The 17,379-nt window shown below is 69.0% G+C and carries 13 protein-coding genes and 2 pseudogenes; 7 read left to right on the plus strand and 8 right to left on the minus strand.

What is annotated here, in order from left to right; genetic code table 11:
• The first annotated feature begins 5 nt into the window (after positions 1-5).
• The 4 genes from QGN31_RS15545 to QGN31_RS15560 are packed head-to-tail and all read left to right on the plus strand — an operon-like array spanning position 6 to position 3,392.
• Positions 6-923: a TIGR01777 family oxidoreductase gene (locus QGN31_RS15545; RefSeq protein ID WP_008256026.1), complete on the plus strand. Its 918-nt coding sequence runs from the start codon at positions 6-8 to the stop codon at positions 921-923.
• Between the two features lie 48 nt (positions 924-971).
• Positions 972-1,673, plus strand: a complete 702-nt coding sequence (lipB, locus tag QGN31_RS15550; protein ID WP_014382376.1) for a lipoyl(octanoyl) transferase LipB — start codon at positions 972-974, stop codon at positions 1,671-1,673.
• Positions 1,670-2,611: a lipoyl synthase gene (lipA, locus tag QGN31_RS15555; RefSeq protein ID WP_008256024.1), complete on the plus strand. Its 942-nt coding sequence runs from the start codon at positions 1,670-1,672 to the stop codon at positions 2,609-2,611. The genes lipB and lipA overlap by 4 nt, the downstream gene beginning before the upstream one ends.
• 28 nt (positions 2,612-2,639) lie before the next feature.
• Positions 2,640-3,392, plus strand: a complete 753-nt coding sequence (locus tag QGN31_RS15560) for a DUF4191 domain-containing protein (RefSeq protein WP_008256022.1) — start codon at positions 2,640-2,642, stop codon at positions 3,390-3,392.
• Positions 3,393-3,415: 23 nt separating this feature from the next.
• Here the strand turns inward: QGN31_RS15560 and QGN31_RS15565 are convergent, their stop codons facing one another.
• Positions 3,416-3,838: an RDD family protein gene (locus QGN31_RS15565; RefSeq protein WP_008256021.1), complete on the minus strand. Its 423-nt coding sequence runs from the start codon at positions 3,836-3,838 to the stop codon at positions 3,416-3,418.
• Between the two features lie 244 nt (positions 3,839-4,082).
• Here QGN31_RS15565 and glnA (QGN31_RS15570) point away from each other — a divergent pair, with 244 nt between their 5' ends.
• Positions 4,083-5,519: a type I glutamate--ammonia ligase gene (gene glnA / locus QGN31_RS15570; protein WP_008256020.1), complete on the plus strand. Its 1,437-nt coding sequence runs from the start codon at positions 4,083-4,085 to the stop codon at positions 5,517-5,519.
• Between the two features lie 130 nt (positions 5,520-5,649).
• Here glnA (QGN31_RS15570) and QGN31_RS26360 read toward each other — a convergent pair.
• A pseudogene (locus QGN31_RS26360) lies at positions 5,650-6,368 on the minus strand (NAD(P)-dependent oxidoreductase).
• A 254-nt stretch (positions 6,369-6,622) separates the two neighbouring features.
• Between QGN31_RS26360 and QGN31_RS15585 the strand changes: the two are divergent.
• Positions 6,623-7,066: pseudogene (locus tag QGN31_RS15585) on the plus strand (MarR family winged helix-turn-helix transcriptional regulator).
• Positions 7,067-7,089: 23 nt separating this feature from the next.
• Here QGN31_RS15585 and QGN31_RS15590 read toward each other — a convergent pair.
• From QGN31_RS15590 to QGN31_RS15615, 6 genes are all read right to left on the minus strand, one after another.
• Complete coding sequence (locus tag QGN31_RS15590; protein ID WP_008255973.1) at positions 7,090-7,950, minus strand: TIGR03619 family F420-dependent LLM class oxidoreductase; 861 nt, start codon at positions 7,948-7,950, stop codon at positions 7,090-7,092.
• Positions 7,947-8,591: a PaaI family thioesterase gene (locus QGN31_RS15595; RefSeq protein WP_008255971.1), complete on the minus strand. Its 645-nt coding sequence runs from the start codon at positions 8,589-8,591 to the stop codon at positions 7,947-7,949. The genes QGN31_RS15590 and QGN31_RS15595 overlap by 4 nt, the downstream gene beginning before the upstream one ends.
• Positions 8,588-11,572 (minus strand): bifunctional [glutamine synthetase] adenylyltransferase/[glutamine synthetase]-adenylyl-L-tyrosine phosphorylase, encoded by a 2,985-nt coding sequence (locus QGN31_RS15600; RefSeq protein WP_014941789.1) that lies wholly within the window; start codon positions 11,570-11,572, stop codon positions 8,588-8,590. The genes QGN31_RS15595 and QGN31_RS15600 overlap by 4 nt, the downstream gene beginning before the upstream one ends.
• A 50-nt stretch (positions 11,573-11,622) precedes the next feature.
• Positions 11,623-12,963 (minus strand): type I glutamate--ammonia ligase, encoded by a 1,341-nt coding sequence (glnA, locus tag QGN31_RS15605; protein ID WP_008255967.1) that lies wholly within the window; start codon positions 12,961-12,963, stop codon positions 11,623-11,625.
• Positions 12,964-13,044: 81 nt separating this feature from the next.
• Complete coding sequence (locus tag QGN31_RS15610) at positions 13,045-14,607, minus strand: alpha/beta hydrolase (RefSeq protein WP_085978340.1); 1,563 nt, start codon at positions 14,605-14,607, stop codon at positions 13,045-13,047.
• Positions 14,608-14,744: 137 nt separating this feature from the next.
• A complete protein-coding gene (locus tag QGN31_RS15615; protein ID WP_008255962.1) occupies positions 14,745-16,301 on the minus strand; it encodes an alpha/beta hydrolase in 1,557 nt (518 codons plus the stop codon).
• Between the two features lie 189 nt (positions 16,302-16,490).
• On the opposite strand from QGN31_RS15615, the gene panB reads away from it, so the two are divergent.
• Positions 16,491-17,336 carry a 3-methyl-2-oxobutanoate hydroxymethyltransferase gene (gene panB / locus QGN31_RS15620; protein ID WP_008255960.1) on the plus strand — a complete coding sequence of 282 codons (846 nt, stop codon included), beginning with the start codon at positions 16,491-16,493 and terminating at the stop codon, positions 17,334-17,336.
• The last annotated feature ends 43 nt before the right edge of the window (positions 17,337-17,379 follow it).

Consider the following 17,379-nt stretch of genomic DNA (forward strand, 5'->3'; position numbering starts at 1 on the left):
CGAACGTGGCTGGTCAAAAGTTCGTCGTCGCGGTCGCAGGGTCGTCCGGGCTGATCGGCTCCGCCCTCACCGCGGCCCTGCGGGCCGCCGACCACCGCGTGCTGCGCATCGTGCGTCGCGCGCCGAGCAACGCCGACGAGGTGCACTGGAACCCCGAGAGCGGCGACCTCGACCCCGACACGCTGGGCGACGTCGACGCCGTCGTCAACCTGTGCGGCGTCAACATCGGCAAGCGCCGCTGGTCGGGCGCCTTCAAGCAGAGCCTGCGCGACAGCCGCATCGCCCCCACCGAAGTCCTGGCGCACGCGGTCGCCGACGCCGGGGTGGCGACCCTGGTCAACGCCAGCGCGGTGGGTTTCTACGGAAACACCAAGGACCGCGTGGTCGACGAAAACGACCGTGCCGGAAGCGGTTTCCTGGCCCGGCTGTGCGAGGACTGGGAGGCCGCCACGCTGCCGGCCCAATACGGCGGCGCCCGCGTGGTGCTGGCCCGCACCGGGCTGGTGTTCTCCCCCGCCGGTGGCGCGCTGGGGCGGTTGCGGCCGCTGTTCCGCACGGGCCTCGGGGCCCGGCTGGGCAGTGGTCGGCAGTACATGTCGTGGATCACGCTGGAGGACGAAGTGCGCGCGCTGCTGTTCGCGATATCGAACACCGCGCTGTCGGGGCCGGTGAACATGACCGGGCCCGCGCCGGTCACCAACGCCGAGTTCACCACCGCGTTCGGGCGGGCGGTCAACCGTCCGACGCCGTTGATGCTGCCCGGGTTCGCGGTGCGGGCCGCGCTCGGGGAGTTCGCCGACGAAGGCCTGCTGACGGGCCAGCGGGCCATCCCGTCGGCGCTCGAGCGCGCCGGTTTTCTGTTCCACCACAACACGATTGGTGAGGCGCTCGGCTACGCCACCGCCCGGCGCGACCACGACTAGCGGCACGTGCGTCACCCTCGCGCGGGCGGGCCGAGTACCGTCGCGAAGGTGATCGATTCCATCCGGTCCAGCCGGTCCCTGATCGACGTCCGCCAGCTCGGAACCGTCGACTACCGCGTGGCCTGGCAGCAGCAGCGCGACCTGGCCGACGCCCGGGCCGCGGGCGGCGCCGACACGTTGCTGTTGCTCGAGCACCCGGCGGTCTACACCGCGGGACGGCGCACCGAGCCGCACGAGCGGCCCACGGATGGCACCCCCGTCGTCGACACCGACCGGGGAGGCAAGATCACCTGGCACGGACCCGGCCAGTTGGTCGGGTATCCGATCATCGGCCTGGCCGAACCGCTCGACGTGGTCAACTACGTGCGGCGGCTCGAGGAAGCGTTGATCAAGGTGTGCGCCGACCTGGGCCTGGACACGGTCCGCGTCCCGGGCCGGTCCGGGGTGTGGGTGCCGGGCGCCGACGGCCGGCCCGACCGCAAGGTCGCCGCGATCGGCGTGCGGGTGTCGCGCGCCACCACCCTGCACGGGTTCGCGCTCAACTGCGACTGCGACCTGGGCGCCTTCAACGCCATCGTGCCGTGCGGCATCAGCGACGCCGGGGTGACGTCGTTGTCGGCCGAACTGCGCCGCCCGGTGAGCGTCGACGACATCCGCACGAGCGTCGCCGATGCCGTCTGCGACGCCCTGGACGGGGTGCTGCCGGTGCGCGAGCACGACAGCGCCGCGCGCGTAGCATCAGCGATGTGACTGTCGCACCCGAGGGACGCAAACTCCTGCGCCTGGAAGTGCGCAACGCCGAAACCCCGATCGAGCGCAAACCGCCGTGGATCAGGGTGCGGGCCAAGATGGGCCCGGAATACACCGAGCTCAAGAGCCTGGTCCGGCGCGAGGGCCTGCACACGGTCTGCGAAGAGGCCGGCTGCCCCAACATCTTCGAATGCTGGGAGGACCGCGAGGCCACCTTCCTGATCGGCGGTGACCAGTGCACCCGTCGCTGCGACTTCTGCCAGATCGACACCGGCAAGCCCGCCGAGCTGGACCGCGACGAGCCCCGGCGGGTGGCCGACAGCGTGCGCACGATGGGGCTGCGCTACGCCACGGTTACCGGGGTGGCCCGCGACGACCTGCCCGACGGGGGCGCGTGGCTCTACGCCGAGACGGTGCGCGCCATCAAGGAACTCAACCCGTCGACCGGCGTCGAGCTGTTGATCCCCGACTTCAACGGCGAGCCCGCCCGCCTGGCCGAGGTGTTCGAGTCGCGCCCGGAAGTGTTGGCGCACAACGTCGAAACCGTGCCGCGGATCTTCAAGCGCATCCGGCCGGCCTTCACCTACCAGCGCAGCCTGGACGTGCTCACCGCGGCGCGTGACGCCGGGCTGGTCACCAAGAGCAACCTCATCCTCGGCCTCGGCGAGACCCCCGACGAGGTGCGCACCGCCCTGGCCGACCTGCGTCACGCCGGCTGCGACATCATCACCATCACCCAGTACCTGCGGCCCTCGGCGCGGCATCACCCCGTCGAGCGGTGGGTGAAGCCGGAGGAATTCGTCGAGTTCGCGCAGCACGCCGAGCAGCTGGGGTTCTCCGGGGTGCTGTCGGGGCCGCTGGTGCGCTCGTCGTATCGCGCGGGGCGGCTGTATCAGCAAGCGGCCGCCGCCCGCGCCTCGGACGCCGCGGCACGGTGACCGTCGGGGCACTACGTATTCTTTGACTATGGCTAAATCCCGCACTGCCGCTGAGAACAAGGCCGCCCGAGCGCAGGCGCAGGCCGCCCGCAAGGCCGCCGCGCGGGAGCGCCGCACCCAGTTGTGGCAGGCGTTCAACCTGCAACGCCAGGAGGACAAGCGCCTGCTGCCGTACATGATCGGCGCCTTCGTGCTGATCGTGGGCGTCTCGGTGGGCGTCGGGCTCTGGGCCGGCGGGCTGACGATGATCACCTTGATCCCGCTCGGCGTGGTGCTGGGCGCGCTGGTCGCGTTCATCGTCTTCGGGCGCCGCGCCCAGAAGTCCGTCTACCGCAAGGCCGAAGGCCAAACCGGGGCGGCCGCATGGGCATTGGACAACCTGCGCGGCAAGTGGCGGGTGACCCCCGGCGTGGCCGCGACCGGCCACTTGGACGCCGTGCACCGCGTCATCGGCCGTCCCGGCGTGATCCTGGTCGGCGAGGGCTCGGCGACCCGGGTGCGCCCACTGCTGGCGCAGGAGAAGAAGCGCACCGCCCGCCTGATCGGGGACGTGCCGATCTACGACATCATCGTCGGCAACGGCGAGGACGAGGTGCCCCTGGCCAAGCTGGAGCGCCATCTCACCCGGTTGCCGGCCAACATCACCGTCAAGCAGATGGACACGCTGGAGTCCCGGTTGGCCGCGCTGGGGACGCGGGCCGGGGCCGCCGTCATGCCCAAGGGTCCGCTGCCCAACGCCGGCAAGATGCGCGGCGTGCAGCGCACGGTGCGCCGCAAGTAATCGCAGCGGGTCGAACTCGGCGCTCAGCGCCTCACCACGGCCGTCGCGGTCAGCCGATCCTGCAGCCCGCGACCGTCCCAGTCGGTGAACAGCGCCGGGACCACGGTGCCGACGAGGAGGCCGCGCACCACCGCGCGGCCCGTGCCGACCAGCCCGCGCCCGTCCACCGTCACCACCTGCAGACCCAGCGCCAGCTGGCCGGGCGTGAAGCCGAACAGTCGCACCGAGACCACGCCCAGCACGAACCAGACGACCAGCTCGGCGGTCGCCAGCGCCCCTTCGGGTAACCACCCGAGCCGCATGGCCAGCGCCGCCAGCCCCAACGCGATGAGCCAGTCGATGGTCAGCGCGCCCAGCCGTCGTCCCATCCGCGCCAGCGAGCCCGGCCCGCTCTCAGGCAATCCCAGCTTTTCACCGGGGTAGGCGGATCGCGATTCCGGCATCATCGCCGCGGACCGGGGTCCGAATAAACCGACGGCCGGGTCCGGAACGGTGGGCGGACGGTGCGCTCTGCCACCAGAAAAGATACGATCTTGCGATCCATGGCCCCACAATAGAACCCGCCGCCAAAGCGGCCACTTTTTGCGTGTGGCATGGTCACGTAACGTGCGCGCAACATCGGGTTGACTGACGGGCAACATCTGCTCCCTAGCGTCAGGCCGCGGATCTCACCAAGTAAAGGAGCACTCTGTGACGGAAAAGACGCCCGACGACGTCTTCAAACTCGCGAAGGACGAAAACGTCGAGTTTGTCGACGTGCGGTTCTGTGATTTGCCCGGCATCATGCAGCACTTCACCATTCCGATTTCGTTTTTCGACGAGAGCGTTTTTGAGGACGGCTTGGCATTCGACGGCTCGTCCATTCGCGGATTCCAGTCCATTCACGAATCGGACATGTTGCTCCTGCCCGACCCCGCGACGGCGCAGATCGACCTGTTCCGCGAAGCCAAGACCCTGAACCTGAACTTCTTCGTGCACGACCCCTTCACCCTCGAGCCGTACTCGCGCGACCCCCGCAACATCGCCCGTAAGGCCGAGAACTACCTGATCAGCACCGGCGTTGCCGACACCGCGTACTTCGGCGCCGAGGCCGAGTTCTACATCTTCGACTCGGTGAGCTTCGATTCGCGCACCAACGGCTCGTTCTACGAGATCGACGCGATCTCGGGTTGGTGGAACACCGGCTCGCCCAACGAGCTCGACGGCAGCCCCAACCGCGGCTACAAGGTCCGCCCCAAGGGCGGCTACTTCCCCGTCGCCCCCGTCGACCACTACGTCGACCTGCGCGACAAGATGCTGTCCAACCTGATCACCGCCGGCTTCAGCCTGGAAAAGGGTCACCACGAGGTGGGCACCGGCGGCCAGGCCGAGATCAACTACAAGTTCAACACGCTGCTGCACGCGGCCGACGACATGATGCTCTACAAGTACATCGTCAAGAACACGGCCTGGCAGCACGGCAAGACCGTCACGTTCATGCCCAAGCCGCTGTTCGGTGACAACGGCTCCGGCATGCACACCCACCAGTCGCTGTGGAAGGACGGCAGCCCGCTGATGTACGACGAGACCGGTTACGCCGGCCTGTCGGACACCGCCCGCCACTACATCGGCGGCCTACTGCACCACGCCCCGTCGCTGCTGGCGTTCACCAACCCCACCGTGAACTCGTACAAGCGTCTGGTTCCCGGCTACGAGGCCCCGATCAACCTGGTCTACAGCCAGCGCAACCGCTCGGCCTGTGTCCGGATCCCGATCACCGGCACCAACCCGAAGGCCAAGCGCCTCGAGTTCCGTTGCCCCGACTCCTCGGGCAACCCGTACCTGGCGTTCTCGGCCATGCTGATGGCCGGCCTGGACGGCATCAAGAACAAGATCGAGCCGCAGGCCCCGGTCGACAAGGACCTCTACGAGCTGCCGCCCGAAGAGGCCGCCAACATCCCGCAGGCGCCCACGCAGCTGTCCGCGGTGATCGACCGGCTGGAAGAAGACCACGAATACCTCACCGAGGGCGGCGTTTTCACGCCCGACCTCATCGAGACGTGGATCAACTTCAAGCGCGAGAACGAGATCCTGCCGGTCCAGATCCGGCCGCACCCCTACGAATTCGCGCTGTACTACGACGTTTAAGGACGCTTGACGAAACCACCCGCGCGGTTCGGTTGCCGCGCGGGTGGTTTCGTTTTCGGCCGCCGCGACTGCATCCGCGGCGAGTTCCGCCGCCGAAACCTGCCCCGTGGGCAGCGCCCGCTGCGGCGACCTATTTGGCGTCGGTGACGACGACGACCTGACGGATGAACGTGTCCTCTAAGGCGGAGTGGAGGAGAAAGTCGGCGACGTTTCCGCGAGAGGTTGAGGGGAGCATCGGCAACGTCGTGACGTCATCGAGCGCCCTCGCGGTGTAACGGCCGCCGACCCCGTCGTTCAATGCCCCGGGGTATTCGAGGGTCCATTTCAGGCCGCTGGCTTTCAAGAGCACTTCGGACGCAGCTTTGTCTTCGTACTTCTTGCGCAGCGCCGTGCGAAATATCAGGCCGGCGAGAAACGATGCCTTGGCCAGGGAGTCGCCGACTCCGAATGCGGACACGATCACAAACCGGTCAACACCCGATGTTTGGCGGACGCGATGACGGCGCGGACAGTGTCCGTGATCAGCGTCGGGGTTTGGCGGACGTTTTTGACTCCGAGTGCGCTGATGACCGCGTCGTGCCCTCGGGCTGCTGTTGCGATGACGGCGGCGTCGGTGACGTCGCCGCCGACGACGTGGGCGCGCGGGTCAACGGTGGCGTCGGCCCGCCGAACGAGGGCGGTGACCTGGTGACCCTGGTCGAGGGCCTTCGTGACGAAGAGACGGCCGGTGCGGCCGGTTGCTCCAAGGACAAGAAACTTCACAAAATTTTCGCTTTCTCTAGAACGGATGAAACGGATGAAAGGGCGTGATGGTGAGCGGGGCCCGCCTCGCGGTAGCCACCCCTCCATCGCCGGGTAACTCGTCAGGAACGTTGACTACTATCGTCCATGCTCTCGGCTAATGTCAAGATTCCATAACAGATTAGGACCAAGCCGACGTCTATGGTAGTCAATGATATTTACTAATCTGATGGTCGGAGGCCATGCCCGCAACAGCGGCATGTAGCAAGTCACCCAGGTGATGCAGGGCCGCCGAGCGCAGTAGCGGTGGACGTAGGGTGTGAATTTCGTTGGACCACGTGGGCGATGGAGCCGAGGGCAGCATGAACGACGAGCAGCGGATTGATCTAGGGGTGTCGTTGTTCATCCCGTACCGGTACACCGAAGACCGGATTTTCCGGGCGCTCCAGGATGCCGGATTCGACGACTGGACCCTTGCCCAGTGCCGCGTGTTCCAGCGCATCGCCCCGGACGGTTCGCGCCTCACAGACCTCGCCGAACAGGCGCAAATGAGCAAGCAGAGCGCGGGCGTCCTGGTCGATCAACTCGAACGCTTGGGCTATGTCCGCCGGGTCCCCGACCCCGCGGATGGCCGCGCCCGATTGATCGTCATCGAGCAACGTGGCCGGCGCGCGGTCGCGGTAGCCACGGCAACTCTCGACTAGATCCACTCGGAGTGGAAGGCCTACCTGGGTACCCGCAACTTCACACTGCTGCAGCAGATCTTGGATCAGCTCCGCGAGATCACCGACCCCTACGCACGGTAAACCCGCCGCAAAGCAGGTGTCTCCTACCCGTCGAGTGACAGGTCCTTCCGGAAGCGCTGCATGCCGTCGATCTTGTCGTCGAGGCTGGCGTCGGGCCCGGCGTAGAACATCCACGGCATCGTGATGATGCCGGTGATGCCGCCGGCCTCCGCGCGCCGATAATCGGCGGTGGTGAACGCGTCGGTCAGCGGGGTCAACACAGTGAAATCGTCCATGGACAAACCGTTTTCGGCCCGCATCTCCCGCAGCCGGCCGATGGCATCGAGCGCCCGCTGGGTGTTGATCAGATCCCCGATCCAGCCGTCGTTGCGGGCGGCACGGCGCAGCGCGATCTCGCTGAGTCCCCCGACGTACACCGGGATCGGCGGCGGGGTGGGCTGCATCTCGAGGCGCGGCGCGGTATAGAACTCACCCTCGAACTCCGTCCAGCCCGGCGACCACAGCGCCCGCATCAGCCCGATCATTTCGTCGGTGCGTTTGCCACGGGCCTCGAATCGCTCACCCATCAACGCGAATTCCTCGCGGCACCAGCCCACGCCGATGCCCAGCTCCACCCGGCCCGACGCCAAAACCGCCGCGGTACCAATGGCTTTCGCCGCCGAATACGGGTTGCGCATCGCGGGAATGTAGACGGTGTTGACGAAGCGCAACCGCGTGGTGACCTGGGCGAGCGCGCCGACGAGCACCCACGGGTCGGGCCAGTCGGTGAACGGCTGCCAGCGCCGTTCCCCATCCTTGGTGTACGGGTACGGCGTGTCCAGCGTCTCGAGGTTGACGACGTGGTCGGGAATGCCGATCCCGTCGTAGCCGAGTTCGTCGGCGGCCTTGGCCAGCTCGATGATTTCGCGGGTGTTCAAAAAGGCGCTGCTGATGTAGAACTTCACTGCTCCTCCGCCGCCCACGCCGGCTCGATGAAGACGCCGTCGGCCTCGACGGTGACGCCATTGGAATCCGAAATGGTGCCGCGCGCAAAGACTTTGCGGCCCTCCTTGCCGTCGACCCACGCCTCACAACGAAGCGGGCCCAGCGGCGTGCCGCGCAGATACTTCACGGTGATGGTCCCGGTGAACCGCGCCTTGGACAGGCCCTCGCTGGCCGCCTCGCCGAGCATGTGGTCGAGCACCAGGGCGCTGACGCCCCCGTGCACCAGCTTGGGCGGGCCCTCGTAGGCCGAGCCGAGAACGAACTCGCTCCAGCAGCGCCCGTCGCCCTCGTGGTGCACGACGATCGGCGGGGCGATGGGGTTGCACACGCCAATCGCGGCGTTGCCCAACGGCAGCGGGCGGCCGTCGACGCGGTAGCTCACCCCGATCGGGCGGGTGCGTTCCCGCAGCGATGCGGTGACGGCCTCGATCGCGCGCCGGGCCTCGGCGACGACGTCGTCGTCGGCCTCGGTGCGGATGGTCGCGTCGACGAGCTCGCGGACCGCATCGGCCAACGGTGCATACAGCGCGGTCACGCGATCGGCTTCCGTCGCGCTGAGCACCTCGAATATGGCGTCCAACGCGCCGGCCTCCTGACTCAACTTCCAAACACCTTGCGCACGACGGCCTTTGCGCGTCGCGTCACCCGTAAATAGTTGTCCAAGAATTCGCCGCCCTCGTCGGTCGGCCAGCCCGCGGCCACGGCGACCGCGTTCAGCTGGCGTCCGTGGCCCGGCAGCTGGTCGGTGGGCTTACCCCGGACCAGCACCAGCGCGTTGCGGGCCCGGGTGGCCGTCAGCCAGGCCTGCCGCAGCAGCTCCACCTCGTCGGCGGGCACCAGGTCGGCCTCGGCGATCGCGTCCAGGCACGCCAGCGTCGTTGTGGTGTGCAGCGCGGGGATCTCGTGGGCGTGCCGCAGCTGCAGCAGCTGCACGGTCCATTCGATGTCGGCGAGTCCCCCGCGGCCCAGCTTGGTATGCGTGTTCGGGTCGGCGCCGCGCGGCAGCCGCTCGGCGTCGACGCGGGCCTTGATGCGGCGGATCTCGCGCATCGCCTCCGACGACATCCCGTCGGGTGGATAGCGCGTCTTGTCGGCCATCAGCAGGAACCGCTGCCCCAGCTCCGCGTCGCCGGCGACCGCGTGCGCGCGCAGCAGCGCCTGGACCTCCCACGGCTGCGCCCACTGCCCGTAGTAGGCGGCGTAGGAGGCCAGGGTGCGCACCAGCGGACCGTTGCGGCCCTCGGGCCGCAGGTTGGCGTCGACCTCCAGCGGCGGGTCGACGCTGGGCGTTCCCAGCAGCGTCCGGACCTGCTCGGCGACCGTCGTCGCCCAGCGCACGGCGACGGAATCCTCGACGCCGGAAGCCGGTTCGCACACGAACATCACGTCGGCGTCCGAGCCGTAGCCCAGTTCGGCGCCGCCCAGCCGGCCCATGCCGATGACGGCGATGGCCGCCGGCGCCTTACCGTCCGCGGGAAGGTTGGTCCGGATCATCGCGTCCAGCGCGGCCTGCAGCACGGCCACCCACACCGAGGTCAGCGCCTTGCACACGTCGACGACCTCGAGCATGCCGAGCAGGTCGGCCGACGCCACCCGGGCCAGCTCGCGGCGCCGCAGGGTGCGCGCCCCGGCGATCGCCCGCACCGGGTCGGAATAGCGGGCGGCCGAGGCCACCAGCGCGCGGGCCACCGCGGCGGGCTCGGTCTCGAGCAGGTGCGGGCCGCTCGGCCCGTCGCCGTAGTCCTGGATGACCCGGGGCGCGCGCATCAACAGGTCCGGCACGTACGCCGAGGTCCCCAGCACGTGCATGAGCCGGCGGGCGACGGCGGGCTTGTCGCGCAGGGTGGCCAGATACCAGCTTTCCCCGGACAGCGCCTCGGACAGCCGCCGGTAGGCCAGCAACCCGCCGTCGGGGTCGGGCGTGTACGACATCCAGTTCAGCAGCCTGGGCAGCAGCACCGACTGCACCCGGCCGCGCCGCCCGCTCAGGTTGACCAGCGCCGACATGTGCTTCAAAGCGGACTGCGGGCCCTCGTAGCCCAGGGCGGCCAGCTGACGCTCGGCGGCCTCGGAGGTCATGCCGTGCGCGATCTCCAGCCCGGCCGGGCCGATCGATTCCAGCAGCGGTTGGTAGAAGAGCTTCGCGTGCAGCTGCGACACCCGCAGGTTCTGGTGCCGCAGCTCCTCGCGCAGCACCCCGGCCGCGTCGTGGCGGCCGTCGGGCCGGATATGGGCGGCCCGCGCCAGCCAGCGCACCGCCTCCTCGTCGTCGGGCTCGGGCAGCAGGTGGGTGCGCTTGAGCCGCTGCAGCTGCAGCCGGTGCTCGAGCAGGCGGAGGAACTCGTAGGAGGCGGTGAGGTTCGCGGCGTCCTCGCGCCCGATGTAGCCGCCCTGGCCGAGCGCGGTCAGCGCGTCCACCGTCGACGCCACGTGCAGCGACTCGTCGCTGCGCCCGTGCACCAACTGCAGGAGCTGCACGGCGAATTCGACGTCGCGCAGCCCGCCGCTGCCGAGCTTGATCTCGCGGCCGCGGACCTCGGCGGGCACCAGCTGCTCGACCCGCCGCCGCATCGCCTGCACCTCGACCACGAAGTCCTCGCGCTCGCAGGCGACCCAGACCATCGGCATCAGCGCGTCCAGGTAGCGCTGTCCGAGCTCCGCGTCGCCCACCGCCGCGCGCGCCTTCAGCAGCGCCTGGAACTCCCAGGTTTTCGCCCACCGCTGGTAGTAGGCGATGTGCGACTCGACGGTGCGCACCAGCTCGCCGCTGCGGCCCTCCGGCCGCAAGCCGGCGTCGACCTGAAAGAACGCCTCGGAGGCCAGCCGCATCATCTCGCTGGCCACCCGGGTGGTGAGGGTGTCGGCGTGCTCGGCGACGAAGATGACGTCGACGTCGCTGACGTAGTTCAGTTCGCGGGCACCGCATTTGCCCATCGCGATGACCGCCAGCCGCGGCGGCGTCTTGTCGCCGCACACGGTGCTCTCGGCCACCCGCAACGCGGCGGCCAGCGCGGCGTCGGCCAGGTCCGACAGGTGCGCGGCCACCACGGTGAACGGCACCACCGGCTCGTCCTCGACGGTGGCAGCCAGGTCCAGCGCGGCCAGCACCAGCAGCTGATCGCGATACAGGGTGCGCAGGCGCACCATCGCCGAACCGGGGTCGGCCAGCACCTCCTCGACGCACTCAGTGAACTTCGTGCGCAGCTGGTCGTGGGTGGGCAGGGTGACGTTGCCGCGCAAGAGTTTCCAGGACTGCGGCTGGGCGATCAGGTGATCCCCGAGGGCCAGCGACGCGCCGAGCACACCGAACAGCCGCCCGCGCAGGGGGCGCTCGGTGAGCAGGGCGGCGTTGAGCTCGTCCCACCCGGCGTCCGGGTTCTCGGCCAGCCGCACCAGGGCGAGCAGGGCGGCGTCGGGGTCCGCGGCGCGCGACAGCGACCACAGCAGGTCGACGTGGGCCTGGTCGTCGTGGTCGTGCCAGCCCAGTTGCGCTATGCGTTCGGCCGCTTGCGGATCGACCAACCCGAGCCGGCCCACGCTGGGCAGCCGGGGGCGCTGCGTCGCGGGTTTGGTCACGACCACGACGGTATCGCAACCCGCCGATCTTCAGGCGCGGGCGGCGCATGAAACCGCTACAGCGACAGGTACGTGCTCAGTTCGTACGGGGTGACGTGGCTGCGGTAGTTCGCCCACTCGGTGCGCTTGTTGCGCAGGAAGAAGTCAAAGACGTGCTCCCCCAAGGTTTCCGCGACCAGCTCGGAGGACTCCATGGCACGCAGCGCGCTGTCCAGGCTGGTCGGCAGCTCGCGGTATCCCATCGCCTGGCGCTCGGCGGGGGTCAGGTCCCACACGTTGTCCTCGGCCTGCGGCCCCAACACGTAGCCCTTCTCCACCCCGCGCAGCCCGGCGGCCAGCAGCACGGCGAAGGTCAGGTACGGGTTGCAGGCCGAGTCGGGGCTGCGGACCTCGACGCGCCGCGACGACGTCTTGTGCGGGGTGTACATGGGCACCCGCACCAGCGCGGAGCGGTTGGCCGCGCCCCAGGACGCGGCGGTCGGCGCCTCGCCGCCACCCACCAGTCGCTTGTAGGAGTTGACCCATTGGTTGGTGACGGCGCTGATCTCCGAGGCGTGCTCGAGGACCCCGGCGATGAAGGACTTGCCCACATCGGACAGTTGCAGCGGGTCGTCGGGGCTGTGGAACGCGTTGACGTCGCCCTCGAACAGGCTCATGTGGGTGTGCATCGCGGAGCCGGGGTGCTGCCCGAACGGCTTGGGCATGAAGGACGCGCGGGCGCCGTTCTCGATCGCCACCTCCTTGATGACGTAGCGGAACGTCATCACGTTGTCGGCCATCGACAGCGCGTCGGCGAAGCGCAGGTCGATCTCCTGCTGTCCGGGCGCGCCCTCGTGGTGGCTGAATTCCACCGAGATGCCCATGAACTCCAGCGCCTCGATCGCGTGGCGGCGGAAGTTCGAGGCGGAGTCGTGGATCGCCTGGTCGAAGTAGCCGGCGTTGTCGACCGGGACCGGCGGCGTCCCGTCGTCGGCGCCGGCCTTGAGCAGGAAGAATTCGATCTCGGGATGCACGTAGCAGGAAAAGCCCAGGTCGTTGGCCTTCTGCAGCTGGCGGCGCAGCACGTGCCGCGGGTCCGCCCAGGACGGCGAGCCGTCCGGCATCGTGATGTCGCAGAACATCCGCGCCGAGTGGTGGTGACCGTTGGGCGACGCCCACGGCAGCACCTGGAAGGTGGACGGGTCGGGGTTGGCCACGGTGTCGGACTCCGAGACCCGCGAGAAGCCCTCGATCGAGGATCCGTCGAAGCCGATGCCCTCCTCGAAGGCGCCCTCGAGTTCGGCCGGGGCGATGGCGACCGACTTGAGGAAGCCGAGCACATCGGTGAACCACAGCCGAACGAAGCGGATGTCTCGTTCCTCGAGCGTGCGCAGCACGAATTCCTTCTGACGATCCATAACTCGAACAGTATGCAACGGCTGTTAATTCTGTGTTACCGATGCCCGCTCAGAACCGTTGCGATGGCCGCGACAGGCTGGTCAGGACCGGCAGGTGTAGGCGGCCGGCGGCGGCGTGCCCGCGACCAGGTAGCGCACCACGGCGTTGTCCACGCATTGGTCGCCGTTGAACACCGCGGTGTGCTGCGTGCCGTCGTAGGTGATCAGCGGGCCACCCAGCTGGCGCGCCAGGTTCACCCCGGCCTGATACGGGGTCGCCGGGTCGTGCGTGGTGGAGACGACGACGACCTTGCCCGGCGCCATGGCCGGCGCGGCGTGCGGCGCCGACGTCGGCGGCACCGGCCAGAGCGCGCACAAATCGCGGGGAGCGTTTCCGGTGAACGGCCCGTAGCTGAGGAAGGGCGCGGCCTGGCGGATCCGCTGATCCGCGGTCACCCAGCTGGCCTGGTCCGTCGGGTTCGGGGCATCGACGCAGCGGATCGCGTTGAACGCGTCCTGGTCGTTGGAGTAGTGCCCGTCGCGGCCGCGTCCCTGATAGTCGTCGGCGAGCAGCAGCAGGTCGCCGGCGTCGGTGCCGCGCGCCAGGCCGAGTAGGCCGCTGGTCAGGTATTTCCAGTGCGTCGGGGTGTAGAGCGCGTTGATGGTGCCGGTGGTCGCGTCGGCGTAGCTCAGCCCGCGTGGGTCCGCGGTGCGGGCGGGCTTGGTGGCCAGCGGGTCGACCAGGGCGTGGTAGCGGGCGACGAATTGGGACGGGTCGGTGCCCAGCGGGCAGCCCGGCGAGCGGGCACAGTCGGTGGCGTAGTCGTTGAAAGCCGTTTGAAATCCGGCCATTTGGTTGACGTTCTCGTCGATGGGGCCGACGGTCGGGTCGATGGCGCCGTCGAGCACCATCGCCCGCACGTGGTTGCCGAACTTCTCCAGGTAGGCGGTGCCCAGCTCGGTGCCGTAGCTGTATCCCAGGTAGTTGATCTGTTCGTCGCCCAGCGCCTGGCGCACCGCGTCCATGTCACGCGCGACGGACGCGGTGCCGGCGTTGGCCAGAAACGCGCTGCCCATCCGGTTGACGCATTGCTGGGCCAGCTGCCGGTAAAGCTGCTCGATGTGCGCGACACCGGCCGGGCTGTAGTCGACCATCGGTTCGCGCCGGTACGCGTCGAACTCGGCGTCGGTGCGGCAGCGCAGCGACGGAGTGGAGTGGCCCACCCCGCGCGGGTCGAAGCCGACCAGGTCGAAGTTGCGCCGCACGGGCGAGTTCTCCAGGTCCGGCGCCATCGCGGCCACCATGTCGACCGCCGAGCCGCCGGGCCCGCCGGGATTGACCAGCAACGACCCCATCCGTTGTCCGGTCGCGGGCACGCGGATGACCGCCAGTTTGGCCTGGGCGCCCCCGGGGCTGTTGTAGTCGATCGGGACCGACACCGTGGTGCATCGCGCGGCGGGGATATCGCTTGTGTCCGAGACGAATTGGTCGCAGCTCCCCCAGCCCTGCGGCACCGCGGCCGCCGGCGGGTTCGGCGCCGGGGTCTGCCCGGCACCGGGCTCGGGCGTGGCGCCGGCCACCGGCAGCGCGGCGGAACCACCGAGCACCAGACCGAACGAAAGCAGCGCCGAGCTCAACGATCTCAGGCGCGACATGGCAGTCATCGTTGCAGCCGCGGGTACCCGTGGCAGCGCGAAACGATTACGCCTTGGTCTCGGCTCTCAACCGGCTCGCGTCGCCACCGAGCGTGCACGCACGGCGACGAATCGACGAAAAACCCGCCGGGAGTGCACGTTCGGCGTCAGCACTTGGCGCCGCTGGGCGGCGTGGTGCCGCCGACCAGATAGGCCGTCACGTAGTTGTCGATGCAGCTGTCGCCCTGGAAGACGACGGTGTGCTGGGTTCCGTCGTAGGTCAGCAGCGAGCTGCGCAGCTGGTCGGCCAGGTCCACGCCGGCCTTGTAGGGGGTCGCCGGGTCGTGCGTGGTCGACACCACCACCGTGGGCGCCAGGCCGGGCGCGGAAATGGTGTGCGGCTTACTCGTCGGCGGTACCGGCCAGAACGCGCAGGTGCCCAGCGGCGCGTTGCCGGTGAACTGCCCGTAACTCATGAACGGTGCGATCTCCCGGGAGCGGCGGTCTTCGTCAATCACCTTGGCGCGGTCGGTGATCGGCGGCTGGTCGACGCAGTTGACCGCCACCCGCGCGTCGGTGGCGTTGGTGTAGTGGCCGTGGGCGTCGCGGCGCATGTACATGTCGGCCAGGGCGAGCAGGGTGTCGCCGTGGTGGTCGACGAGTTCGGACAGGCCGTCGGTCAGGTGGTGCCACAGGTTCGGTGAGTACAGCGCCATGATGGTGCCGACGATGGCGTCGCTGTAGCTCAGCCCGCGCGGGTCGTTGGTCGGGACCGGCCGGCCGATCATGGGGTTGTTGGGGTCGACCATCGGGTCGACCAGGCTGTGGTAGACGTCGACGGCCTTGGCCGGGTCGGTGCCCAGCGGGCAGCTCGGTTGCTTCGCGCAGTCGGCGGCGTAGTTGTTGAACGCGTCCTGGAATCCCTTGGCCTGCCGCAGGTCGGCCTCGATGGGATCGGCGTTGGGGTCGACGGCCCCGTCGAGGATCATCGCCCGCACCTTATTCGGGAACGCCTCGGCGTACGCCGAGCCGATCCGGGTGCCATAGGAGTAGCCGAGGTAGGTCAGCTTGTCGTCGCCAAGCGCGGCCCGGATGGCGTCGAGGTCCCTGGCGACGTTGACCGTCCCGATGTTGGCCAGAAAGCCCTTGCCCATCTTGTCGACGCAACGGCCGACGAACTGCTTGGTCTCGTCCTCGATGTGGGCCACGCCGGCCGGGCTGTAGTCGACGTTGGGCTCGGTGCGCAGCCGGTCGTTGTCGGCGTCGGAGTTGCACCAGACCGCGGGGCGCGACGCGCCCACCCCGCGGGGATCGAAGCCGACCAAATCGAACCGTTCGCGGACCCGCTTCGGCAGCGACTGGACGACGCCCAACGCCGCTTCAATGCCGGACTCCCCCGGCCCGCCGGGGTTGATCACCAACGAACCGATCTTGTCGCCGGTCGCGGGAAAACGGATCATCGCCAGCGTGGCGTCGTCGCCGTCGAGGTTGTCGTAGTCGACCGGAACCGCGAGCTTGCCGCACAACGCGCCGGCCGGCAGCTTGACCTTCGGGTTCGCGGCCCGGCACGGCGTCCACTCCACCGCCTGGCCCAGCTTGGGTTCGGACATGACGGCGCGCCCCACCACCACGCGCGCGCAGCCCGCCACCAGCAGCGCGACGGCAGCGACCGACGTCCAGATCAGCAGCGTGCGCGCGCGCGTGCCTCGGCGAGTCAAACCCATGCCAACATATGCTGCCAGAGGAAACCTGAGATCCTGATCAGCGGCACCGCCGCGCGCGGAGCATGGCCTGTCTCACACTGTCGCGCCGTTTCAACCGCGCCGAAGAAATGGCAGAATGACACCGTCAGACGAACCCGGGGACCCGCTTTGGGCCACGAGGATCGACCCGACCACCCACTAGGGACAATGATGTCTGAGCACAACGTTTACGGTGCCAACTCGCCTGCGCCCGCGCAGCCGCTCACCAAGATCCGCACCCACCACCTGCAGAAGTGGAAGGCCGAGGGGCACAAGTGGGCGATGCTCACGGCCTACGACTATTCGACCGCCCGCATTTTCGACGAGGCGGGCATCCCGGTCCTGCTGGTCGGCGACTCGGCGGCCAACGTCGTCTACGGCTACGACACCACCGTGCCGGTGTCGGTCGACGAACTGATCCCGTTGGTCCGCGGCGTGGTGCGCGGCGCCCAGCACGCCATGGTCGTCGCGGACCTGCCGTTCGGCAGCTACGAGGCCGGGCCCGCCGCCGCGCTGGCCGCCGCCACGCGGTTCATGAAGGAGGGCGGCGCGCACGCGGTGAAGCTCGAGGGCGGCGAGCGGGTCGCCGAGCAGATCGCCTGCCTGACCGCCGCCGGCATCCCCGTGATGGCGCACATCGGGTTCACCCCGCAGAGCGTGAACAGCCTCGGCGGCTTCCGGGTCCAGGGCCGCGGCGACGCGGCCGAACAGACCGTCGCGGACGCGATCGCCGTCGCCGAGGCCGGGGCGTTCTCCGTGGTGATGGAGATGGTGCCGGCCGAGCTGGCCACCCAGATCACCGGCAAGCTGACCATTCCGACCATCGGGATCGGGGCCGGACCGAACTGCGACGGCCAGGTCCTGGTCTGGCAGGACATGGCCGGCATGAGCAGCGGCAAGGCCGCCCGCTTCGTCAAGCGCTTCGCCGACATCGGCGGGGAATTGCGCCGCGCCGCAACGCAATATGCGCAAGAGGTGGCCGGTGGGGTTTTCCCCGCCGACGAACACTGCTTCTGATCCGGCGCGCCACCGCACGATTCACGGCACGTCCTGCTGCGCG

Source organism: Mycobacterium sp. 2-64 (assembly GCF_035918375.1).
Taxonomy (GTDB): domain Bacteria; phylum Actinomycetota; class Actinomycetes; order Mycobacteriales; family Mycobacteriaceae; genus Mycobacterium; species Mycobacterium intracellulare.

What these genes read in the sequence shown, in the direction of transcription:
- QGN31_RS15560 (WP_008256022.1), top strand. Translation starts at nt 2,640, where the DNA reads ATGGCTAAATCCCGCACTGCCGCTGAGAACAAGGCCGCCCGAGCGCAG.
- QGN31_RS15565 (WP_008256021.1), bottom strand. Translation starts at nt 3,838, where the DNA reads ATGATGCCGGAATCGCGATCCGCCTACCCCGGTGAAAAGCTGGGATTG.
- glnA (WP_008255967.1), bottom strand. Translation starts at nt 12,963, where the DNA reads ATGGATCGTCAGAAGGAATTCGTGCTGCGCACGCTCGAGGAACGAGAC.
- QGN31_RS15610 (WP_085978340.1), bottom strand. Translation starts at nt 14,607, where the DNA reads ATGACTGCCATGTCGCGCCTGAGATCGTTGAGCTCGGCGCTGCTTTCG.
- QGN31_RS15615 (WP_008255962.1), bottom strand. Translation starts at nt 16,301, where the DNA reads ATGGGTTTGACTCGCCGAGGCACGCGCGCGCGCACGCTGCTGATCTGG.
- panB (WP_008255960.1), top strand. Translation starts at nt 16,491, where the DNA reads ATGTCTGAGCACAACGTTTACGGTGCCAACTCGCCTGCGCCCGCGCAG.